The sequence below is a fragment of the uncultured Methanobrevibacter sp. genome (assembly GCF_946184425.1).
In the GTDB taxonomy this organism is placed as follows: Archaea; Methanobacteriota; Methanobacteria; order Methanobacteriales; family Methanobacteriaceae; genus Methanocatella.
Genome location: NZ_CAMHFP010000009.1, coordinates 1 through 23,164 on the forward strand (window position 1 = coordinate 1; position 23,164 = coordinate 23,164).

Here is a 23,164-nt window from a genome sequence, read left to right on the forward strand (position 1 = left end):
GCTCATGGTGCTCATGCTCATCATGACAACCACAATCAGAATCAGAACAAGAATCCTCAACGTCATAATCATGATGATGCTCATGGTGCTCATGCTCATCATGACAACCACAATCAGAATCAGAACAAGAATCTTCATGTTCATGATGATGGTGGTCATGATCATGGTCGTCTGCACAATCAGGGCAACCACAAATACTTATATTAACATCTTCATCATAATCAATTTCTTCTCTATGGTCATATATACTTAAATCTGAACTTTCTTGAAAGTCTTTTAACAACTGTTTATCATAATGATTTGTATCAGTACAACGAATATCATCGCAATTTGGATCAAAACAGATGTAATTATAATGTTCAGGATTGTGACAGTTTTCATCTGCACAATCAGCATCATAACATCTATTTTCTACCATAATATCACCAATTAAAAATTATTCTAATATATGTTCCAATCCTACTTTGTAAATCATTTCAATATGGAGGTCAGTTAATGAATATCTTGCCATTTTTCCTTCTTTTTGAAATTTAACTATATTATTTGCACGTAATATCCTCAATTGATTTGAAACAGTTGTTTGATTTAAATCAAGTGCCTCACAAATATCACATACACATAAATCTTCTACAGTCAGTAGGGAAATAATTTTTAATCTTGTAGGATTTCCAAATATTTTGAAGAATTCAGATAGCTCAGCATATTCTTCTTCAGCAGGCATGCGTCCTTTAACACGTTCAACAGCATCTTCATGAGAGTTGAACACATCACACAGACCTTCATCTTTATTTTCAAGATTATTTTCTTTCATTTCCATCACATATATTATATATTTACATATTATGATATGTTTATGTATTTAAATGTTGTCATATCATGATATTATGATATGTTAATGGAAAAAATTATTTCAAAAATTGAGAAAAAAAAATAAAAAAAATAGATTAAAATTCACAATTAATTACTTGCTACGTAAATCATGAATTTCTTTTCCTTGATAAGTCACATTTTTAACTTCTAAAACATCTTTAAAAACAGTCCCATTTCCTAAAGAGTGGTTTCCAACAACTTCACACTTAATGAATAGTTCAATGTATAAATCAGTGACATGTTCAGAAGGAAGCTTCTTTGCATCATCCCAATCCATTACTATAAGTGCATCTGGAGAAGAGAAAACACCTTTTGAACCCAATGATTCCATCCAATTTACAGTATCATTATTATAACCTTTATAATACTGATTGGATCTTATTTCATGAATTATTTTATTTAAATCAGTTGGTCCTGCAGAAGAAACATTTAACTCGGTCATATTGGTCCTGTTGCCATCATCAACACTAGCACTAACACAACTAATTGATAAAATAGCTAAAATCAATACCAATATTGCAAATTTACCTTTAATATACTTCATGGAAAAAATACCTCCCAGAATATTAATATAGTATATGAAAACCACATTATATAACTGTTTATTAATGAAAATTAACAATAACACAGATTAACAAATATTCCTAATTTACTTAATGAGAATATTTTAAAGATTTTTAACTTCTTCAAGAGACAATCCAGTGCATTTAGCTATTTCCATGTCTGAAAGAAAATCTTTTAGGTTTTTTGCAATATTCCTACTGACATTATTTGTCACCTTTTCAGTGACTTGCTTAGTAACCTGTTCAGTAACCTGTTCAGTAACCTGTTTAGTAACCTGTTTAGTAACCTGTTTAGTAACCTGTTTAGTAACTTCTGCAGTAGTTCTATTTATCAAATCAGTTTCATATTTAACTAAAAAATCATTATTCATTTTAATAATCTCCCAAAATTCATTAAACAATTTTTCATCATCATCTGCAATAATTTGTGCAACAATGTATTGACATTGCTTAATTTCAGCCTGTTCATCTTCACTGAAAAATTTTTTATCATTAACTATCTTAAAGACTTCAAAAGCTACTTTTACACCATTTACATTTCCCATTAATGGTATGAACACTAAATTATACCTGTCAATCTGGGTTAACTCTTCATGATTTTTAATTTTATTTTTAATATATTTTAATTTTTCCAAACCATCTAATTCTGCATAGAAAAATAACCTTGGTTTAAAATGAAAAATTTTAGAGACATATGCGATTGATTTAGATTTAATTTTCAAACCTGTGGAAAATACGTTTGTTTCAACATATTTTCCGCTGACAATCCTGAGATTAATCGCATATTGGGCACATCTCAAAAGAAATTTTTCATTTATGTTTCCAGTTTGAAACTCTATGTTCATTAACGTTCCGTCATCAAGCTCCAACACTCCATCCATCAATCTTTTCCTAAATGTTGGAATAATCAATTCTGTAGGGTAAAAACCTACGACTTTTCTGGTATCCCCCATGACTGCTAATATTGCCTGTGCAAATGTAATGAGTGATAGTTTTTGCAATGTATCTTTAGCAAAAGGAATATACATTTTCTCACCATAATATTTCAATTATGGTATGCCGACATACACAAGAATATATTAGTAATTAACAGAATATAAAACAACCAGTTGTAAATTAAATCAATTTTAAATAGTTAAATAAATTTTATAACTATGTGTAAATTTTATAAACTGAAATCAATAATATAAAGTAGAAAATGAAAAAAAAGAGGTGAGAAAATAAAAAAAATGACAAGATATTTTCAGATAAAAATATCAAAATAACTTTGATTAGTAATTCTTATTAATGAATTCCGCGAAAATACCTGCAAGCATCATCAATATCTAAATCAATGAAATGGAATTCAGGCTCCACCTCCCGGAATATCAATAATTTTTTCACCCATATATTCAACATCTCCTACAAGCAAAACATCTCTTGGATATTTCATATTACCCAAAGAGTGATTTTCCAAAACATGACATTTAAAATCTTCAATTATGAAAACATCTGTTGCATACACTGACGGAATTTTATCTGCATCGTTGGAATCCATTATAACAAATGTCCCATTTCCGCTGAAAACCTGTTTTTTCCCCAAAGTCTTCATCCAATTAAGTGTGTCATTATCATAACCCTGGTAATAAGAATAATTTTCTATATTCATAATGAGTTCACCCAATTCAATAGGTCCCTCAGAATAAACTGATACAACTTTGGAATTATCCGCAGGATATTCTGTTATTGAATAAGCCGCCACAAGGCCAATCATTGCAATCAAAATAGATACGATAACATATATTCCTTTGCTGGGCATAAAAACACCTTCCACTCATAACATTGCTTCTAGAATTTCTGCAGCAGATTCAACCATCTTCGGACAGAATTCTTTGAATAAATTATTATCCCTTGCATACCTGACGCCTTTTTCAGTAGCAATATCACATTCAAGCAAATCACGGCAGATATATGATCCGTTTTGGTTTTTAAATTCATCTAAAAATCTGTCACATACCTCACCACTTTTGGCTTTGTTGTCCCCATACTTCAGACCCAATACCATAAGAGCTCCAGTACAAGCCCCACAGACTTCGCCTTTGCGCATTCCACTTCCAAAACAAGCCCCAATATTTAATGCTTGCTCTTTTGAAAGACCCAAATCCTCAGAAAATGCTGCAAAAACAGCTTGAGAACACATATAACCGTCTTCAAATAGTTGAACTGCATCCTTAATTGAATTCATGATTAATTATTTATACGAGCTTCCATATTAAATTATCTGAACGTCTAAAATAACCTACACTGCAATTATTCAACATCTTTTAGTGCTTCAACCATATTCAAATCATTGATTTTATCTGAAAACATTAAATTAACCCCTATAGATATTGCAAATGTAATGAATGCAGACAATAAAATGTTACCCCATGTTAAGGATGGAACATAATAAAGAGAATCCCCTGCGGCATTCAGCATCAATGTCATGAAATAAAATCCTACAGGAATTCCTAAAACAAATCCTATCGCAGTGAAAATCAGGTTTTGCGTTAGAAGTAACTTTCTTAAAACATTTGTCCTGAAACCTAAAACTTTTAATGTAGCAATTTCTCTTTCCATTTCGGTGAATGATAATATGCCCAGATTATACAAAACTAAAATGGCAAGTACACCCGCAACGATTGTTACAACATAAACCATCATCATTACCGCAGAAGTCATAATATCCCAACTTTCTCTCATATCCTCAAGGGTTGTGACCGATTTAATGGACTCCCAGTTTTCACCGAATTTTTCTTTAGTTAAAATACTGGTAGGAGTAAAGTTCAGACCTTGGTCTTCAAGAGTGTCTGGAGACATTATCAAACCTTGTGAAATTGGTTCTGCGTGAATTTGACCTATTTTTGAGGTTACCCAATCATCACTGCCCACAATATGCCACCGGATTTCATCGCCAATGTTTAAATCAAATTTATCAGAAAGTTTTTGAGAAATTGAAACATCCCCCTCTCCAATTTTAATCGAATCTCTGCTGCTGTTTGTATATGATATCAAATCAGTGTTGTTTGAAACTAAAAGCGATACCGTATCTCCCATATCATTTGCTTTCAGTTCAATAGACTGCTGCATTATGAAACTGCCATTGGTTTCGTTCAAAACATAATACAATTCCAAAGGATTTGGAGAATTGGAAAATGCAAGTTTAGATTCATAATGATTTATGTCATCATATTCCCACGATTTCAATTCATTTAAACTATCATTCATCCCAAATGCTGCAATAAGCAATGCCACACAACCTAAAACCCCTACAATAGTCATTAACGCTCTAAAGTTATTGCTTTTTGCATCCCTTAAGTTCCAACGAATATTAAAGTTCAGATATTTCCAGATTCCTGACCTTTCAATAAATCCATTGGTTGAAACATTCGGAGATTTTAATCTCATTGTATTTGCAGGATTTTCTTTTGATATTCTCCTACATGAAAGATAGGTTACAAAAACTGAAGACAAAACCATAAATATTGCAATGTATACAAAACTCATGTCAAAGCCAGGATGCCATGAAGGCATACTATAGTTTGTAGCCATTGTTGGATAAAACATTTGAGGAATTATCATAGGCCCAGTTATCAAACCTAAAACAGCACCTGCCAAAACCGGCCAAAATCCATAAGAAATATAATGAAGTATGATTGTTTTGTCTTTAAATCCAACCGCTTTTAAAACTCCAATTTGTGTCCTTTGATGCGATACAATACGAGTCATTGTTGTCAGAAGTGTTAGAAAAGTGATTAAAACAAAAACTATGGGAAATACATCCCCAATCATCTTATGTTGTGCCATTTCATCTGCAAACTTGGATACACTGAGATGGTCCTCTTTTTTAGTGAATGAAAGATATGAAATGGAATCATCCAATTTTTCTTTGAATTTGGTGTCTGAAGAATCATATTTGACAAGTAATGTATCATATTCCAAATCTTCAGGATATGCTTTACTTGACAGATATGCAAATCCCATTTGGGCAAAATCAGGAGTCATTGAAGCAGGCGAAACTTCAAATACATATTCCGGAGAATAACCAATACCCTTTATTTCCTTTTCGATTGTTTGATTGTCAAATTCAAATGTAATGTTATCTCCGACTTTCAAACCTCTAGCGTCAGCAAATCTTGCATCCAACCAAACACCAGAATCATCAGATGCATTGAACTGAGACCCTTCAGTCGTGTAAAACATGGAAATCGTTCCATTTTCAACAAAATGCAGAGTAATGTCAGGTTTACTTTCAAGATCTGCAACAGATTTGACAACCGCCTGCCTATCTGTTTGTGTTGCAAAATCACTTACTTTATCTACTGACAAATTATCAAAAGTAGAATTATAAACCCACCCATCAGCAAGGTTTGTTTGAGAGTAGAATTCATCTGAAGTTTGAATTAAACCGTAATACTCCCCATAAATTCCACTATATGCAAAAATACCTATAAATGCCATCAGAAATATTGCAATGAACTGTGTTTTATTGATTTTTATATCCCTCAGCATTTTTCGAGTAAGTGACATGATACAATGTTTATAATAAATAGGATATAAAATTCATCATTTAAATTGTGTGTTAATGTCACAATCAGTAAGAATCAATCAAATTTTGAAATAGTGAAACTGTTTCTTCAACACTCATATCAGCGCGTTTGCTAACTTCCTCAAGATTAGATTCCCATAAGGAAATTTTGCCCATAGGAGTAACTAAAAACTTGAATTGATGATTTCTATGTACAAGGTCTGTTTTTAATAAAGGATACTCATTTAACAAATCCATATATTTTGATTCCTTTGTAACTTCAACCATAATATCACCCAAATAACAATTAATTCTAATCAGATTTAAAGATTTTGTCACAATTAATGGGTAAAAAGTAGGTTTGAACCTACTCTCCACTTTTTAGTGATTCGACCATATCCAACTTTTTAATTTTGCGTGAAAACATTAAATTAACCAATATGGATAATGCAAATGTTATAGCTGCAGCCAATAGGAAATTTGATAATGATATGGAAGGCAGAATATAAAATGAATCTCCTGATGACTTCCACATAATATCCAAGATTATATAACCTACTGGAAGACCTAATATAAATCCAATAGCCGTAAACCATAAGTTTTGAGTTAATAAAAGCTTTCTTAAAGCACCAGTTTTAAATCCTAAAACTTTTAGTGTAGCAATTTCCCTTTCAATTTCTGTAAATGAGAGCAATCCCAAATTATATAGGACAATCACTGCTAAAAGAGATGCAAAGAATATTAAAATATATATTAACAGCCACATGGATTCAGTCAATTCATCCCAACTGCCAGTCATATTTTTCATTGAATTAGCAGCTTTAACGCCACCATAATCATTTACAACATGTTCCACAGTAACAATGCTTGTTGGAGTGTAGTTTAAATCCAAATCCTCCAATTTATCTGCAGACATTATGAATCCTTGTGAAATTGGGTCTGCATGGATTTTATCAATAGTTGTATTTACCCATTTATCAGAACCCATAATATGCCATTTAACTTTATCGCCAACACCTACGTCTAGCATCTCAGCCATTTTTTGAGATATTGAAACCTCATCATCTGCAATTTCAACCTTATTCCAATCATAATCAGTTGGTGTCACCAAATCAGTATTGTTCAATACTGTAAGCGAACCCGACTTTTTAACACTATCCGATTCAATTTCAATTGCAGATTCCATTAATTTATCACCGTTAACTGCTTCGGCAACCTCATCAATTTGAGAATCAGTTGCATTTTCTTCAATCACCAATTTTGAATCATAATGATTAATTTGATTATATTCCCACTCTTTTAAATCATTCATGCCATCATACATTCCGAATGCACATACCAAAAGTGCACTGCAACCTATTACGCCAATAATTGTCATTAATGCTCTGAATTTATTCCTTTTAGCATCACGCCAATTCCAACGGGCATTAAATGACAGATGCTTCCAAATGTCTAATTTTTCAATAAAACCTGAAGTGGATACTTTCGGTGATTTTGGTCTAATTGTATCCGCAGGCTTTTCATCGGAAATACTTTTAACTGAGTAATATGAAACCGCAAGGGACATCAATACCATCAATACAGCCACATAAACAAAATTCATGCTCCATGCAGGATTCCATGAAGGCAGTTTATATGTAGCACTCATTGACGGATAAAATAGCTGAGGCAAAGTCATTGGCCCCAAAATCAATCCCAAAATGGATCCGATTAAAACCAGCCAGAAACCATAAGACACATAATGTAAAATTATAGAATGATTTTTAAATCCACTGGCTTTTAGAATACCTATCTGCATTCTCTGATGTGTAATAATTCTAGTCATTGTTGTTAAAAGAATAAGCATTGCAATCAATATGAATACAACAGGAAAAATATCCCCCATCATCCTGTGCTGATTCATTTCATCTGCAAATTGACTAACACTGGAATGCTGTGACCTTTCAACAAATGAACTGTAATAACCGTCCATATGATAAGACAGCAAATCATTGTAGTTTTCAGAAGTTCCATCAAATTTGACTTCCAAAACATTATATGAAATATTATCACCAGGAAATGCTTTATTTGACAAATATGCAAAACCTATTTTGTTAAAATCCGGAATTACTGATGCGCTTGATGCATGATAAACATATTCAGGAGAATATCCCAGCCCTCGAATTTCCTTTTCAATTACATGACCTTCAAATTCAAAACTAATGTTGTCGCCAACTTTCAATCCTTTTGCATCGGCAAAACTTTTGTCAAGCCATACCCCGTTTTCATCATTAATATCAAATTTATCCCCTTCAAGCAAATAGAATTTTGATATTGTGTTGTTTTCCACAAAATGAAGTGTTACGTCAGGATCATTGTCAAAATTCGCCACCGAATCCACTACATATTGCCTTTCCATTTCAGTAGTTGCACCTAATGCATTTATCTGGTCTAAAAAAAGATCATTTATACCATATGAATAAATCCATCCGTCAGCCAGATTAGTTTCATTATAAAAATCATTGACATTGACTTCAAGACCCACTGATTCCCCTCCGACACCTGAAAACACAAATACTCCTAAAAATGCCATTAAAAAAATAGATATGAATTGAGCTTTGTGCTTTGAGATGTCTCTCAACATCTTCTTAGCAAGCATATACTCACCAGTCTAAATCAGTGCCCATTTTTGGGCTTTCATTAACAACAATACTTTCTATCTGACCGTTTTTAATTCTGATTACCTTATCAGCAGCTTCAGCAAGTATTGCATTATGAGTTACAATTACAACAGTTGTGTTTTGATTATTACTCATGCTTTGAAGCAGGTTTAAAATCAAAACTCCCGTTTTTGAGTCCAGTGCACCAGTTGGTTCATCACATAAAAGCATTGTAGGTTGTTTGGCAACAGCTCTTGCAATAGACACCCTTTGCTGTTCTCCTCCAGACAATTGTGCAGGAAACTGATTAGCATGGTCTTTAAGACCTACTGAATCAAGAACACTTAAGCCATCTATATTAACCTTTACAATATCTTTCATCAATTCCACATTTTCCAATGCAGTCAAATTAGGAATCAAGTTATAAAACTGGAAAATAAAACCAACATTTTTAGCTCTGTATTCAGTCAGCTGATTATCATCAAATGACTCGACATGCTGATTATTCACAATGATTTCACCGGAAGTGACTGAATCTAAACCCCCTAAAAGATTTAACAGAGTAGATTTACCCGCTCCTGACGGACCAAGAATAACTACAAATTCCCCACTATCAATAGTGAAATTCACATTATTCATAGCTTTTAAAATGTGATCCCCAGATTTATACTCTTTATTCACATTTTTAAATTCAATAATTGTACACATTATTATTGCCTTCTTTATAATAATTATTTAAGAATATATTTATTAATTTTAGTATTTAAATTTAGGCATACCTAAATTTTACTTAAATTAAATTGATTCAAAAAAAATGACTTGAATGAATGTTGAAGTCAAATGTCAAAATATATTCTCAAACAATAAATAGAGTTTTCATTCTTGTAAAAAATTATATCAATTAACAATACATATAAAACATTTCAAAACATATAATTATATTATAATAAAATGTTTAAGGAAAATCCAAATGTCATTTAAAAAAGATGAAATGTTAATAATGCCTGCCGTTGACATAAAAAACGGCAAGTGCGTACAACTTGTGCAGGGCGAACCTGGAAGTGAAATGGTCGAAATTGAAAATCCCGAAAAGGTTGCAAGACACTGGCAGGATTTAGGAGCAAAAAATATCCACGTTATTGATTTGGACGGGACAATAAATGGCATAGCCAGCTTTAACATCATAAAAAAAATATTAGATGAAGTTTCAGTTCCAATTCAATTAGGCGGAGGAATAAGAAGCGTTGAATATGCACGCCAGTTATTGGATCTTGACATTGAAAGACTCATAATTGGAACAATGGGAATACAAAACCCTGAAACAATTACAGAATTATCAAATGAATATGGTTCTGAAAGAATTATGATTTCACTTGACAGCAAGGATAACAAAGTAGTCATTAAAGGATGGCAGGAAAAAATAGATAAAAGTCCGGTAGAACTTTCCCAAGAGTTTAAAGCCCATGGTGCTGGAAGTATTTTATTTACAAATGTGGATGTTGAAGGGCTTTTAGGCGGATTTTACACAGAACCTGTGGAAAATTTAAAAAAGTCCGTGGATTTACCTATTGTTTATTCTGGAGGAATAACAACTATTGAAGACATTAAAAAATTAAATGAAAGTGGTGTGGAAGGAGTTGTAATCGGTTCTGCACTTTATAAAGATAAAATTGATTTAACTGAAGCTTTAAAATATCAAAAGAGGCCAATAAAATGAAAGTAATGGCGACTGGAACATTCGACATACTCCACCCAGGCCATGGAGTTTACCTTGAAGAGTCAAAAAAGCTTGGGGGAGAAGATGCTGAACTTTATGTAGTTGTTGCACGTGATGCAACAGTAGAAAGAAGAAAACGAGTCCCCATTGTTGGAGAAGACCAACGGTTGGAATTAATAAAAATGTTAAAACCCGTAACAGATGCTTTTTTGGGTGATGCAAATGGAGACGTGTTTAAAATCGTTCGTGAAATAGACCCCGACATCATCACCGTAGGAGCAGATCAAAATCATGATGTAACCAAACTACAGCAAGCTATCGATAAACGAGGCTTAAAAGCAAAAGCAGTCCGTATTGAAAAATATCGTGACTGTGAACTCGACAGCAGCTGTAAAATTATTCGTAAAATACAAAATACAGATTTTAAAGGAAAAATAATGGACCATTGTGAAGATTAGGAGATGAAAAAATGTTTAAAGTAGCAATAATAGGAGCAAGCGGATATACAGGTGGAGAACTTTTAAGAATGCTATTGAACCACCCTGAAGTAGAAATTACAGACATTACATCAAGACAGTATGACGGAACTCCAGCACATAAGATCCACCCCCACATAAGAGACTCAGGACTGGTATTCACCAACAAAAGTCCGTCTGATTTGGATGCTGATGTGGCATTTACCGCAACACCTCACGGAGCATCTATGAAAATAGTTCCAGAACTATTGAATGCTGGAATGAAAGTGGTTGACTTAAGTGGAGATTACAGATACCGTGATACAAAAGTGTACGAAGAATGGTATGGCATGGAACATACTGACAGTGAAAATGAAGGAGTATTCGGACTTCCGGAAATATATAGGGACGAAATCAAAAAAGCAGACCTTGTTGCAAACCCAGGATGTTTCCCAACAGGTGCAATTTTATCTTCATACCCTCTTGTTAAAAATGGATTGGTTGACAGAATTGTAATCGATTCAAAAACTGGAGTAAGCGGAGCCGGAGTAAATGCATCTTCAACTACCCATTACCCAAATATTGCAGATAACATTAACCCATACAAAATTTCAACACACAGACACTCTTCTGAAATCAAACAGGAATTACATGGATTTGATGAAGTGAAAGTTTCATTCACTCCTCATTTGGTTCCAGTCATCAGAGGAATCCAAACAACAAGCCACAGCTTTTTAAATGATGAAAATATAGATATTACACCTGACGAATTAAGAAAATTATATGAAAAAGAATATGGTGAAGAATACTTTATTAAACTAATGGATGAAGGAGAAATACCTCACCTGAGTTCTGTTAGAGGATCCAACTTTGTTCACATTGGCGGATTTGAAATAGACGATACCGGAAGAATAGTGATGTTGTCATGCATTGACAACCTTGTTAAAGGTGCATCAGGTCAAGCCATACAAAACATGAACATTATTTTAGGAATTAACGAGCAAGCAGGTTTAACTCACTTCGGTCTTCATCCTTAAATATAAGGAGATTATGAAATGGCAACTTTAATTATTTATTATTCACAAAGAGGAACAACAGATTTAGTTGCAAAAACATTAGCTAAAAACTTAAACGGAAGTCTGATTAGAATTCAGGATTTAAAAAATCGTGAAGGATTTAAAAACAGATTGTTTTCAACAATCAGTGCATTCAGGGAAGAAAAAACTGACATCATCCCCCCTAAAATTGATTTGACAAATTATGATACAGTTTACATCGGTTCTCCAACATGGGCTGGAAATCCAACACCCGCAATACTAACAATTATCGACAGGTGCAATTTTACAGGCAAAGATGTTGTTTTGTTTGCTACAATGGACAGCAATCGTGGAGATACAAACATAAACAGACTTGAAGAAAAAGTTAAGATGCGCGGAGCCAGAGTCATTGAAAGCTTTACCATTGCAACAAAAAACAAAAGTGCAGAACAATTAGTTAACGATACTGAAGCAATAATCGAAATGAAAGACTTGAAAATGTATAAAAGGTAGATTAAATTGACAAAAAATAAAAAATCTGAATTGAAAATTAAAGCTATTGAAAATGGTACTGTAATCGATCATATTACTGCCAATAAATCATTGCACATTCTTAAAATATTAGGGCTTCCAGACAATGAAACACAGAACGTTACAATAGCAATGAATGTTTCTTCTGGAGAAATTGGCAGAAAAGACATTGTAAAAATTGAAAATAGGGAATTGGATCATGAAGAACTTAATCAAGTTGCTTTAATTGCTCCCAAAGCTACCATTAACATTATCAGAAACTTTGAACCTATTAAAAAAGATAAGATTATACTTCCGGACAAGATTACATCAATTATTAAATGTACCAATCCGAAATGTATTACAAATTATGAAAATGAACCTATTACACCAATTTTCAATGTAATAAACAAGTATCCTCCGGTTGTCAGATGCCATTATTGTGAAAAATTAATAAAAACAGAAGATATCGACAAACAATTCGAATAATCTTCTATTTATTGATTAAATAATCTGCTAATCGTTTAGACAATGCAAGTATTGTTAATATTGGTGGTTTTCCAGGTGATATTGGCAATACACTTGCATCACTAACATACAAACCTTCTATTTCTGTTTGCTGATTTGAATCTACTATTTTTCCTATCGGTGCGGTTCCGCCAGGGTGTGCTCCCCTGTAAACTGTTGAACCGATTGTGCTTGGGTCAACTCCTGCTCTTTCTAAGATAAATCCTGCTGTAGCTGTTCCTTCAGCTAAAAATCTAATATCATGAATAGTGTTAATTTTAACTACATCCCCCTCATCATCGACATATCCTCTGCATTCATCAGGAGTCTTTACCATGATACTCAATATGTCACCGTCAGCTACTGAATCATCAGGAATATTTGCTCTAATGAATGAAGAAAAGTGAGGAGACAATACAAAGTTTTCGCCAATAACCAAACCCGCCATCTGAACTTCAGTGTTGAAATTGACATCCTTTAGATATCCTCCAACTGAAACAAAGGGGTCAAAGAATAACTGGCGACCTGCTTCTTCAATTCCAGATTTTCTTAAAATTAAAGTGGAACCTATAGCCCCTGCAGCTAGAACAACAGTATCGGCTGAAATGATTTTTTCATTGTTATTTTTAATGTATTTTACTCCAGTTGCATTATTGTTTTCACTTAAAACTTCAATTACCTCAGCGTCACAAATCAATTCCGCTCCCGCTTCAATTGCCATGTCCACAAAATCTTTTCCAGACCATTTTGCATTAACCGGACATCCGAATGCGCATCTTCCGCACTGAATGCAGTCTTCCTCCCTAATCGCTTTAGGCATTTTTAAAGTTGTCAAACCCAATTCACGTCCGGCATCCAAAAATGCCTGAGTACCTTTTCCAATATGAGAATCATCAAGCTGATGAACACCAACAAGCTGTTCAACATATTCATAAGCTTCAGTCAAATCAACATCATATTCCAATAGCTCCTCATCAAGTGCCCTTACCATATTGGACATTGAAACTATGGTTGCTCCACCAATACAAGTGGTTGTCAACAAATCCACATCTTCAGAATATTTATCATAATAATTAAATGCATCTTTTGAATCTATATAAGGCCCCTTTTCCAGAATAGTAACAGGAATTTTATTTTTTGCAAGTTCATAAGCCAAAATTCCTCCACCTGCACCCGTACCTACAATAATTATCATTAAATCACCCAATTTTTTATATATCAATTGTTATATTTTATTTTATAATATAAAAAACTTGGCAAAATATTTCAAACCCAATAACTTTATTTAGGAGTACCTAAAAAATTAATATGGTGAAAAAAATGAAAATATCAAAAATTTTTATTGGAGCATTAATATTGATTTGTGCCATGGGCGTTGTTTGCGCAACTGACATCACAAAATTACAAATGCCTGAAAACTACATGAATTTAGGTGATGGAAGTTATGGAAGTGAAGTTGATGATGTTGAAATCGATGTTTTTGTAGAAGACGTCGAAAATAGTGTAAAAAATGACACTTCAATTAACTATACCGTAGTTCCGGGTAAAATTAAAAACACTTTCAACTTTACTGACGGAATCAATAACGAAACTGGAGTACTTGAAATAGTCAAAATCAATAACAAACCGACAGTCATAACATTTTGGACAGAAACAGGTTCTAATAGCAGCGACCTTCAAAGATTTAATGATGCACTAACGGAAGTAAACAAATTAAATAAATTTGAACCTCTCGACCCTGCAACCATAGACTGGTAAATAATGCGAATTTCGCATTTTTCTTTTTCTTTTTTTAAAATAAATTACAAATAAAAGCAAACCCTTAATATTAAAAAAGTTTTATTAACATTGAAACTAACATATATAACATTAATAAAATTTTGAGGGATAAAAATGGAAGAATATATTTCTTTATTTGAAAATGTAATTAAAAAAACAATCCCAAATGTAGACTACATAGATATTAGAGCTGGAATGAGCGATAATACATCCATATTGATGAAAGATGGAAATGTAGATGAAATTAACACCGGAATGAGTTTAGGAGCAAGAATAAGAGTGTTAAATAATGGAGCTTGGGGTTTTGCATATACTACCGATTTATCAAAATTGGATGAAATCACCGATACCGCAATCAAATTATCCAATTCACTTACAGGAGATGTTGAACTGAGTGAAAGTGAAGTGATAAAGGATAAAATGGAAGTTGACGTCAGGATTCCATTCAAGGACATTTCAATCGAGGAGAAAAAAGAAATATTAAAAGAAGCCAATGACGCCGCAACAATCGAAAAAGTCAATAGTACCACAGTTAGCTACTCTGACGGGGAAATAAACGAATTGTTCATGAACAGCGAAGGCAGTGAAATACAAACCAAAACCAGCAAAGTTAGAATGGCTCTAAACGCATCTGCAACAAATGGAGAAATAATTCAGTTTGGACATGGTAGCCTTGGAGGCGTTAAAGGATTTGAAGTAATTGCTGATGCTGATATCGAAGAGTTTGGACGCAACATCGGTGAAAAAGCAGTAAGACTACTTGATGCCGAAGCTGCACCATCAGGCAGATTCCCAGTAATAGCTGACCCGGAACTTACCGGAGTACTGATACATGAAGCATTAGGTCATGCTGCGGAGGGAGATTTGATTTTGCAAAACGATTCCATACTCAAAGGCAAAATAGGAGAAAAAATTGCATCAGATATTGTGAACATATTTGATGATGCCAGCAAAAAGGACGGATTCGGGTACTACCCATATGATGTTGAAGGAGTCAGAACCAAACCGAACCAATTAGTGAAAGACGGAAAATTAATTTCACTATTGAATTCAAGAGAAACATCATCCAAATTTGGAATGAAATCCTCAGGAAATGCAAGATCAATCATTGCAGACAAACCAATAGTGAGAATGAGCAACACTTACCTCCAACCTGGAGACAATACATTTGAAGAATTGATTGAAGACATTCCGGATGGAATTTATCTCAAAGGATCCAGAGGAGGACAAGTCGATACCGGAAAAGGTATTTTCCAATTCAATGCAGCAGAAGGATACCTTATCAAAAACGGTGAAATTTCCACACCACTCAGAGACGTTTCCCTATCAGGAAATATCCTAGAAACCTTAAAAAACATTGATGCGATTGGAAATGACTTTAAGTTAAGTGTCGGATTCTGTGGAAAAGACGGACAAACCGTACCTGTGGGAGATGGAGGTCCACATACCAAAATTTTAAATGCACTAGTTGGAGGAATGGGATAATGATAAGTGAAAATGGCGGACAATATTTGGTAAATCTTGCAAAAGAGACAATAATGCATTACTTGGAAACAGGAAAAAAATTAGAAATTCCTGAAAATCATCCGATAGAACTTGATGAAAAATTAGGAGTCTTTGTTACATTGAATAAAAACAATGCTCTAAGAGGATGCATAGGATATGCAGAACCTATCGAACCTGCAATTAATGCAACAATTGAAGTTGCAATTGCAGCAGCTTTCAATGATCCTAGATTTCCCGCATTGACCAAAGACGAATTTGAAAACCTGGACTTTGAAGTTACCGTCTTGACAAAACCCGAAGTAATTTATGTAGCTCATCCAAAACAATACTTTAATGAAATTGAGATTGGAAGAGACGGATTGATTGTTCAAAAGGGATATTCAAGAGGCCTGTTGCTTCCCCAAGTGGCAACAGAGAACATGTTTAATGAAGAGGAATTTTTAGAACATACCTGTATGAAAGCGGGCATCAGTGCAGACAGCTGGATGGATGAAAGCTGCGATGTCTACAAATTCCAAGGACAAATTTTCAAATAAACAATCAGTTATAACTGATTTTCTAATTCTTTTTTTAAACAAAATATTCCATTAGAATATTTCCATCCAATCATCTGAAAAAAATTTTAGCATATCAAACTAATCTTTTATGAAATCAACATCATATTTAAACTTCATTAAAATAGTTTTAATTTATTTTAAACGATTACAATCATTTTAACTTTTTAAGATGCAAGCAAGCACTTACACTCGAAAAAATTTATATACTCTCTTTCAAATATATTTGATAGAAAATACTCAATTAAATTAATCCATTAGGAGGTTAAATAATGGAAAAATTTATTATATCATTAACTATTTTATCACTTGCTTTAATATGCGCAAGTACATTACTCGGCTGATGCAAACTTTATGACATGAAAATCTAACATCACTAGATGCGGAAATTGATTCCTTACAAAACGCTAAAACAAACGATGATACTCTTTGCAAATCAATCACCAAAAAAATGAAATAATCACCACCAATTACTTAAAGAATTTAAAATTAGATTACTATATCTATTAACATTTAATTTTACATCAAAATTTCCATAAATTTAATTAACTATCCAAATCATAACTTAACATAATAATGATTTTTAAAATAATTTACATTTTGGTGATAGAATGATGATACCAACAATACCTACGCCCGAAGAATTATTGGACAAGGGATTCAGTAGGGGAAAGAAACAGGCGGACCTAATCAGAAGTCAGAAGATACCTAAACACTTGAAAGGTAAAAGAATTGAAGAAAGAAGAGTTGTCACTTCCTGTCAGGTTATAAAAGACAAATTAAAATCAATCATCGATGCAGTTCCTGAAATAGAAGAACTCCATCCATTTTATCAAGATTATATTGACATTACCGTCGGCGTGGATGACTTGAAACAGTCATTAGGAGCATTGAACTGGGCTTATGGAATTATTACCCAACTTGAAAAGGAATATGGTGCTAAAATTAGGAAAAATCCATCTGAACGATCAACAGCCATCCAAAAACAAGCTTATGGGAGAATATCCTCTGTTGTGAATAAAATCAAAAAAGATTTGGACTTTTTGGATTTTGCAAAACAAAATTTAAGAAACATGCCAACCATAGATTTTGATGCAACAACAATCGTAATAGCAGGTTTTCCGAATGTTGGAAAGTCAACTCTCCTAAGACAGATTACAGGTGCTGACCCTCAGGTTGCAAATTATCCTTTTACAACAAAAGGGATTCAAATTGGACATACTGAAATGCACTGGAGGAGCATACAAATTATCGACACACCAGGATTATTGGACCGACCTGTTCTTGAAATGAATGACATTGAAATGAACGCTATTGTAGCTCTTGAACATTTGGCCGATGCCATACTCTTTATTTTTGATGCATCTGAAACCTGCGGTTTCCATCTCGAAAATCAGTATAACCTTTTAAAGCAAATCGAAAAGATATTTTCTGAAATACCTGTATATTACCTTTTCAATAAAATGGATCTAATTGAAGATACAGAATATCTCAATGAATATATTGACAATGAAGACAATTCCATTTTCATCTCAGCAATTGAAGGAGAAGGTATTGATGAAATCAATAAAGTCATCCGTTCGATTAAAAAGATAGACAGAACACCTGTTGAAGATGACGATGATGACTATTATTAATTAAACTTTGAACCTCAATGATTTTTGGGGTTTATTTTATTATTTTTTGAAACAAATATTGAATTACATTAACCTCCTCTTTTTTAAAGAAAAGATATTTTTAAAAATAAGCATGTATATACAAATATTAAAATAAAATTGTTCTTTAATATCATTCCAGTTAATTCAAAAATCAATGAAAAAAACTAATAGTAACATATTTTAACATGATTTAATCAATGCTGAAATTAATTATTTAATGGATAAAAATTTTGGTAAAAATTATATTGAAAAAATGGCTTTGTGGGAATCATTATTTATTGAATTTGTATTGACCTGTAAATGCATACATTTTTAATGTGCAAAAGAAGAAGAAAAAAAAGAGGGTGTGGAATAACCCTCATGGTTAAATTACTTACATCTGATAAATACCGTCAATGTCCCTCCCATAATCTCCTTCAGGAGTATATACACAGACATAATACAATCTTTCAGATACTTCCTTTTGTTTTAGGAATTCCAATGCATCAGCTTTTGTTTTTGCATCATAACATTCATAAATTCCCTGATTGTGGTTGAATTTTTCTCTGAATTTAACTTCACCGGTCGCTTTAGTTGATTTGGTTTTTTTAACGGATTTATCAGGTTCCAAGTTATTTTTACGAGTGCCCCCATGACTTATAAATGAGTCTTCAGCAAGTTTGAAGTCATCATATGTCAAGTCCTTACCACAGACAATCGCTTCATAGTTGTTTGTGCTGACTTCATAAAATCCGAAAATGTACACATCATCACAAATCAAACTGCCAGTATCGTCTGCCTTGTGAATGTATGGCAATTCAAGCAATGCGTCCTCAGCATCTTTAGCAGAGCTGAATGAATATAATGTAAATGGATCTTTTTCTTCTTTTGCCATCCTTTCACCTAACCAATAGGCATTTGCCTTATTTACATCATCATGGCGAGTGCCCATATTATCCTTTTCTAAGTATTTTTCATCGGAACTTTCTGAAACTGTTTCCTTTTTAACATCTATGCCTCTCCCAACATTTTGATTTAATTCCTGCTGAGGTGCATTCATAGTGTCTGAAGAGACAGTTACAGGATTTGAAACTTCATTGGGAACTTTTGGTTTTGCAATCAACTTGGAAATAACCCATCCGATAACGAATACTGGAATTGTTAATATGAATGCCATAATTAAAGAAGAAATAATATCAGCAAATCCCAAAATCGCATATGAAGATATTAAAAATATCGACAGCAATAAAATAAACCACAATTCAGAGAATATTTTAGTCTTGGACAATCTTAAAAGGCCGAACTCAACATCAGTTTTGTAAAACAGAATATTTACAATGCCCTTACCTGATGAATCCTGCTGACGAGTTTCATTTACATTCGATTTTTGTGTAACTTTTGGTTTTGTTTGTTTTTTTGAAGCAGTTGTTGTAGATAAAGGCTTTATTTCTGGTTTTTCACTGCTTTTTCGTGTAGACAACGGCTTGGTTGCTTGTTTTTTAGTATCCTTTGAGAAATTATATTTTGTCAATTCACCTAAAATACTCATATTGTTTGGAGTGATGTTTACATTAAACACTTTACGGCATTCATGGCACATTATGGCATTTTCACTAACTCCATTATCCTTTGCAAGACGTGCAGAATTTTCAAATATTAATGTAGTGCCGCAATTTGGGCATTTGCTTTGAACTTTCATGAGACTCTTTAATAAATCTTCGCCATTACCAACATACATATTTTCACCTCCTACTCATTTACAATATCAAAGATTATAACTGGTCTTAGCCACGATGTTGTCCTTATCATCAATAAGGTTTACATCAATGCTTCCCACATCTTCGGATATTGAAGTTCCACTAAATCTCATTTCTCCATTATCATCTTCCAAGTAATTGAAATCCATTGTTATTTCATATCCATTTCTATCATTATAAGTTACAAATACCCGATAATCAGTAGTGTTTATTGATTTAGGAGTAATTTTACCATAAACCCAACACCAGCCATCACTGTCCTGACGAACATCAGTCAGCTGAACGTTGATGCCCGATGTGGATGATATATCTGGATATCCACTTAAATCATAAGTTGGATAACTACCTGCACCATCCTGAATTACAGGGATAGCAAGCAAATATAAAACAATTATGACAGCTACAAGAGCAATTGCAACATAAATGATTTTTTTATCCCTATTTACCCTTTTTTCAAATTCCAGAGGAATATTTTCATCATTTCCATCAACCATACATTTTCACCCCCATTTAAATAAAATAATTAATTATCCATCATATTTGAAATTAAAGAGAGAGTTCCATGAACAAGGATTATCAATGCAACAATTAAAAGCAGTTCACTGCTGTCAGTAAATCTAAGCACCATTCTTCCACTCAATGCACCAATAATATAAAAAATTGCAATCAATATTTCAAACACATTTTGAACTTTACTTCCCCTATATTTTCTTGGAATTATGCCTTTATTAGCTGATTTATCTGAAACTGTTGAATTCTGTGAATTCGCATTAGATGATTTTGAATCTTTTTTTATAGATGCCATGCTGGAAACTTTTGAAACATTGCCTGAACTGGCATCTGATTTTTCATCATTTAGCATATAGGCAAATAATTGATCAGTTAAATCCTCATCTCCAGTTTGAACATCGATAGTTTGGCTATTCTCCGTTGAAGAGGGAATTTTTGCATTTTTATTGGCTTGCTTTATCGCTTCGACTATTTCATCAAGCACCTGTTTGCATGACCTTTTTGGAAGAGCTCCTACAGCTCCCTTCAATTCACTATCCCTTCCGAAATTCTTCACCCATCCTTCCAGGATTACCTTGTCTCCCTCAAAATAATAGCGAATAAACTTAGGGGATGCAGTGACCCCTATACCCTGTTGCCAGTACGGTTCATCACCCTTATCATTGAAATCATAATTATGGGAATTTAAAATTTCATCAATGACTTGTGACAAATAATGATTATCCTTGCTTTCAACTTCAATTCGTGTTCTGGACATTTTCAACACCTTTTCTTCTAAAACTGAATAATATATTTGTATAAAATAATATCTCTAAAAAAAAGTATATAAGTCAAGTAAAGTTTTTACTTTAATGGAAGATAAATGAAGAAAAAAGAGTGTTTGGATAACTTATTTGATTGTAAACATTCTGTTATTTATTGAATTTCAACATAGATATTTTTAAGTTAATGTATGAATGTTTTTTGAATAAATACCCGCAGATTTTAAAAAAAAGTGAAAGAGAGCAATTAAACACCATTACTATTAGTCATATAGTAGCATAATACTCCCTTTCACCATATTCATCAATAACCGTCATTGGAGATGAAGCACATGAGGTAACATTAGAGTGTTGTATTGTAACTGAAGCATTGTTGTATCGGTTGCATTTTTAGTGTTTACAGGATTTACACCTTCTGATTTATGTCCACTCCACACAAGAATAACCTCATTGATTTTAAACCATTTTACGATCTCCATTATAAGTATCAATAAAGTAATTCATCAATTTCTTAAAATAAAACATCAACAACATATAAAATAAAAGTCCAATAGTATTATCTTTTAATAACTTTTAGTAAATTTAATAGAAAACTATATATACCAACATAAAGTAAATAAAAAACAATAGATATGATTCATCAAATAAGGAGTGTGAAAAAATGGTAGATAGCGAAACTATTGAAACCAAAATTTCCGACAAAAAAGAAGAATTTGAAGAAAAAATTGATGAAACAAAAGGAAAATTCGAAGAAAAAAAAGAAAAATACGAAGAAAAAATTGATGAAACAAAAGAAAAATACGAAGAAAAAAAAGAAAAACGCAAAGTAATGGCTGATAGCGTAATCAACGATATTTCTAAAAGCATTGATGAATTTAAAGAAAATCTCAAAAACGTTCAAAAAGCTGCTGATCAAAGATACAACGATTACAAAAAGACCACTGTAAAAAGTTTGGATGTTGATTTGATTGAAACTGATGATGTATACTACATCAAAGCAGCAGTTCCAGGAATTGAAAAAGAAGACATTTTAATCGAAGCTGGAGACAATGACATCAGCATTGAAGCCACATTCGTACCATACATCGAAGAATTCGATGAAGAAGACGGCGCTGAAGTTATCGTCAGTTCTTTAAAATCAGGAAGATGTGTAAAAACCATCAGATTTGAAAACAGCATCGATTTAGAAAACATTACTGCGAAATTCAAAAACGGAATGGTTATCATCAACATTCCAAAATTAATCATACCAAAACATAAAGTGAATGTAGAATAACTATTCTACACCACACTATTTTTTTAAAATTTTATTTGAATTTAACTGTTTGACCTATTTCTTTTAACAGATTCAAGTCTGAGCCTTCAATTATTACGTAACACTCACCCGGCCAAAACAAAAATCCATCCTGCTGTTTTACCACATAATAATCACCAGTATCATTAAAGCAAATCAGACCATTATCATTGCTTATCTCATCACCAATTACATTTTCTGAGTAATTTCCATTAGCTGTGGAATTCAAAAATTTATATGTAATATCATTTTTTCCATCCTCATATGACACATATTTGTCACGAGCATTGGATACCGCACTTTGAATGCTGCTTGATGAAAGAGATCTGGAATCCACATTATGCACCACTGCTGAATAATAAGCTTTAATATCTGAATCTGCAGGAATATCCGCAGTAAAGTTACCGAAATCATGATTGACCGAATTTGTAGCGCTAACGCATACAATTGTGCAAATCAAAATTAAAAATAGTATACCTAAAAATTTTTTCATTATTATCACCTATTAATATATTCTATTTA

The 23,164-nt window shown here is 32.9% G+C and carries 26 protein-coding genes and 1 pseudogene; 10 read left to right on the forward strand and 17 right to left on the reverse strand.

Annotation, left to right across the window (positions count from 1 at the left end; all coding sequences use genetic code 11):
• From Q0P94_RS02905 to Q0P94_RS02950, 10 genes and pseudogenes are all read right to left on the reverse strand, one after another.
• Positions 1 to 418: pseudogene (locus tag Q0P94_RS02905) on the reverse strand (cation-transporting P-type ATPase); the annotation flags it as partial.
• Positions 419 to 436: 18 nt separating this feature from the next.
• Positions 437 to 811 (reverse strand): helix-turn-helix transcriptional regulator, encoded by a 375-nt coding sequence (locus Q0P94_RS02910; RefSeq protein WP_295113618.1) that lies wholly within the window; start codon positions 809 to 811, stop codon positions 437 to 439.
• 150 nt (positions 812 to 961) lie between these two features.
• A complete protein-coding gene (locus tag Q0P94_RS02915; protein ID WP_295113620.1) occupies positions 962 to 1,414 on the reverse strand; it encodes a hypothetical protein in 453 nt (150 codons plus the stop codon).
• A gap of 123 nt (positions 1,415 to 1,537) precedes the next feature.
• Complete coding sequence (locus tag Q0P94_RS02920; protein ID WP_295113622.1) at positions 1,538 to 2,461, reverse strand: hypothetical protein; 924 nt, start codon at positions 2,459 to 2,461, stop codon at positions 1,538 to 1,540.
• Between the two features lie 317 nt (positions 2,462 to 2,778).
• A complete protein-coding gene (locus tag Q0P94_RS02925) occupies positions 2,779 to 3,231 on the reverse strand; it encodes a hypothetical protein (RefSeq protein ID WP_295113624.1) in 453 nt (150 codons plus the stop codon).
• Positions 3,232 to 3,246: 15 nt separating this feature from the next.
• Positions 3,247 to 3,657, reverse strand: coding sequence for a C-GCAxxG-C-C family protein (locus Q0P94_RS02930; RefSeq protein WP_295113626.1), 411 nt, complete (start codon positions 3,655 to 3,657; stop codon positions 3,247 to 3,249).
• A gap of 65 nt (positions 3,658 to 3,722) precedes the next feature.
• Positions 3,723 to 5,981: an ABC transporter permease gene (locus Q0P94_RS02935; RefSeq protein ID WP_295113628.1), complete on the reverse strand. Its 2,259-nt coding sequence runs from the start codon at positions 5,979 to 5,981 to the stop codon at positions 3,723 to 3,725.
• 64 nt (positions 5,982 to 6,045) lie between these two features.
• Complete coding sequence (locus Q0P94_RS02940; protein ID WP_295113630.1) at positions 6,046 to 6,267, reverse strand: hypothetical protein; 222 nt, start codon at positions 6,265 to 6,267, stop codon at positions 6,046 to 6,048.
• Between the two features lie 79 nt (positions 6,268 to 6,346).
• Positions 6,347 to 8,617, reverse strand: a complete 2,271-nt coding sequence (locus tag Q0P94_RS02945) for an ABC transporter permease (protein WP_295113632.1) — start codon at positions 8,615 to 8,617, stop codon at positions 6,347 to 6,349.
• Between the two features lie 4 nt (positions 8,618 to 8,621).
• Positions 8,622 to 9,326 carry an ABC transporter ATP-binding protein gene (locus Q0P94_RS02950; RefSeq protein ID WP_295113634.1) on the reverse strand — a complete coding sequence of 235 codons (705 nt, stop codon included), beginning with the start codon at positions 9,324 to 9,326 and terminating at the stop codon, positions 8,622 to 8,624.
• A 262-nt stretch (positions 9,327 to 9,588) separates the two neighbouring features.
• Between Q0P94_RS02950 and hisA the strand changes: the two genes are divergently transcribed.
• The 5 genes from hisA to pyrI are packed head-to-tail and all read left to right on the forward strand — an operon-like array spanning position 9,589 to position 12,826.
• Positions 9,589 to 10,335, forward strand: a complete 747-nt coding sequence (gene hisA, locus Q0P94_RS02955) for a 1-(5-phosphoribosyl)-5-[(5-phosphoribosylamino)methylideneamino]imidazole-4-carboxamide isomerase (protein ID WP_295113636.1) — start codon at positions 9,589 to 9,591, stop codon at positions 10,333 to 10,335.
• Complete coding sequence (locus Q0P94_RS02960; RefSeq protein ID WP_295113638.1) at positions 10,332 to 10,793, forward strand: FAD synthase; 462 nt, start codon at positions 10,332 to 10,334, stop codon at positions 10,791 to 10,793. The genes hisA and Q0P94_RS02960 overlap by 4 nt, the downstream gene beginning before the upstream one ends.
• Positions 10,794 to 10,804: 11 nt before the next feature.
• Positions 10,805 to 11,827: an N-acetyl-gamma-glutamyl-phosphate reductase gene (gene argC, locus Q0P94_RS02965; protein WP_295113640.1), complete on the forward strand. Its 1,023-nt coding sequence runs from the start codon at positions 10,805 to 10,807 to the stop codon at positions 11,825 to 11,827.
• Between the two features lie 18 nt (positions 11,828 to 11,845).
• Positions 11,846 to 12,340, forward strand: coding sequence for a flavodoxin (locus Q0P94_RS02970; RefSeq protein ID WP_295113642.1), 495 nt, complete (start codon positions 11,846 to 11,848; stop codon positions 12,338 to 12,340).
• Positions 12,341 to 12,346: 6 nt separating this feature from the next.
• Entirely contained in the window at positions 12,347 to 12,826 is a 480-nt protein-coding gene (gene pyrI, locus Q0P94_RS02975; RefSeq protein ID WP_295113645.1) for an aspartate carbamoyltransferase regulatory subunit, read from the forward strand.
• Between the two features lie 4 nt (positions 12,827 to 12,830).
• On the opposite strand, the gene Q0P94_RS02980 is transcribed toward pyrI, so the two are convergent.
• Positions 12,831 to 14,039 (reverse strand): GMC family oxidoreductase N-terminal domain-containing protein, encoded by a 1,209-nt coding sequence (locus tag Q0P94_RS02980; protein ID WP_295113647.1) that lies wholly within the window; start codon positions 14,037 to 14,039, stop codon positions 12,831 to 12,833.
• Positions 14,040 to 14,164: 125 nt separating this feature from the next.
• Between Q0P94_RS02980 and Q0P94_RS02985 the strand changes: the two genes are divergently transcribed.
• The 3 genes from Q0P94_RS02985 (at position 14,165) to Q0P94_RS02995 (ending at position 16,665) form a co-directional block, all read left to right on the forward strand.
• Complete coding sequence (locus tag Q0P94_RS02985) at positions 14,165 to 14,602, forward strand: hypothetical protein (protein ID WP_295113649.1); 438 nt, start codon at positions 14,165 to 14,167, stop codon at positions 14,600 to 14,602.
• A 135-nt stretch (positions 14,603 to 14,737) separates the two neighbouring features.
• Entirely contained in the window at positions 14,738 to 16,108 is a 1,371-nt protein-coding gene (locus Q0P94_RS02990; RefSeq protein ID WP_295113651.1) for a TldD/PmbA family protein, read from the forward strand.
• Positions 16,108 to 16,665, forward strand: a complete 558-nt coding sequence (locus Q0P94_RS02995; RefSeq protein ID WP_295113653.1) for a TIGR00296 family protein — start codon at positions 16,108 to 16,110, stop codon at positions 16,663 to 16,665. The genes Q0P94_RS02990 and Q0P94_RS02995 overlap by 1 nt, the downstream gene beginning before the upstream one ends.
• Before the next feature lie 315 nt (positions 16,666 to 16,980).
• Here Q0P94_RS02995 and Q0P94_RS03000 read toward each other — a convergent pair whose 3' ends face one another.
• Positions 16,981 to 17,118 (reverse strand): hypothetical protein, encoded by a 138-nt coding sequence (locus Q0P94_RS03000; RefSeq protein WP_295113655.1) that lies wholly within the window; start codon positions 17,116 to 17,118, stop codon positions 16,981 to 16,983.
• Between the two features lie 176 nt (positions 17,119 to 17,294).
• Between Q0P94_RS03000 and Q0P94_RS03005 the strand changes: the two genes are divergently transcribed.
• Entirely contained in the window at positions 17,295 to 18,320 is a 1,026-nt protein-coding gene (locus Q0P94_RS03005; protein WP_295113657.1) for an NOG1 family protein, read from the forward strand.
• Between the two features lie 394 nt (positions 18,321 to 18,714).
• Here the strand turns inward: Q0P94_RS03005 and Q0P94_RS03010 are convergent, their stop codons facing one another.
• The 4 genes from Q0P94_RS03010 to Q0P94_RS03025 form a co-directional block, all read right to left on the reverse strand.
• Positions 18,715 to 20,058 (reverse strand): hypothetical protein, encoded by a 1,344-nt coding sequence (locus Q0P94_RS03010; protein WP_295113659.1) that lies wholly within the window; start codon positions 20,056 to 20,058, stop codon positions 18,715 to 18,717.
• 27 nt (positions 20,059 to 20,085) lie between these two features.
• A complete protein-coding gene (locus tag Q0P94_RS03015; RefSeq protein WP_295113662.1) occupies positions 20,086 to 20,571 on the reverse strand; it encodes a hypothetical protein in 486 nt (161 codons plus the stop codon).
• A gap of 29 nt (positions 20,572 to 20,600) precedes the next feature.
• Positions 20,601 to 21,344, reverse strand: a complete 744-nt coding sequence (locus Q0P94_RS03020) for a hypothetical protein (protein ID WP_295113664.1) — start codon at positions 21,342 to 21,344, stop codon at positions 20,601 to 20,603.
• A 318-nt stretch (positions 21,345 to 21,662) separates the two neighbouring features.
• Complete coding sequence (locus Q0P94_RS03025) at positions 21,663 to 21,827, reverse strand: hypothetical protein (protein ID WP_295113666.1); 165 nt, start codon at positions 21,825 to 21,827, stop codon at positions 21,663 to 21,665.
• A gap of 182 nt (positions 21,828 to 22,009) precedes the next feature.
• Here Q0P94_RS03025 and Q0P94_RS03030 point away from each other — a divergent pair, with 182 nt between their 5' ends.
• A complete protein-coding gene (locus Q0P94_RS03030) occupies positions 22,010 to 22,624 on the forward strand; it encodes an Hsp20/alpha crystallin family protein (protein ID WP_295113668.1) in 615 nt (204 codons plus the stop codon).
• A gap of 31 nt (positions 22,625 to 22,655) precedes the next feature.
• Here the strand turns inward: Q0P94_RS03030 and Q0P94_RS03035 are convergent, their stop codons facing one another.
• Positions 22,656 to 23,135 carry a hypothetical protein gene (locus tag Q0P94_RS03035; RefSeq protein WP_295113670.1) on the reverse strand — a complete coding sequence of 160 codons (480 nt, stop codon included), beginning with the start codon at positions 23,133 to 23,135 and terminating at the stop codon, positions 22,656 to 22,658.
• Positions 23,136 to 23,164: the final 29 nt, after the last annotated feature.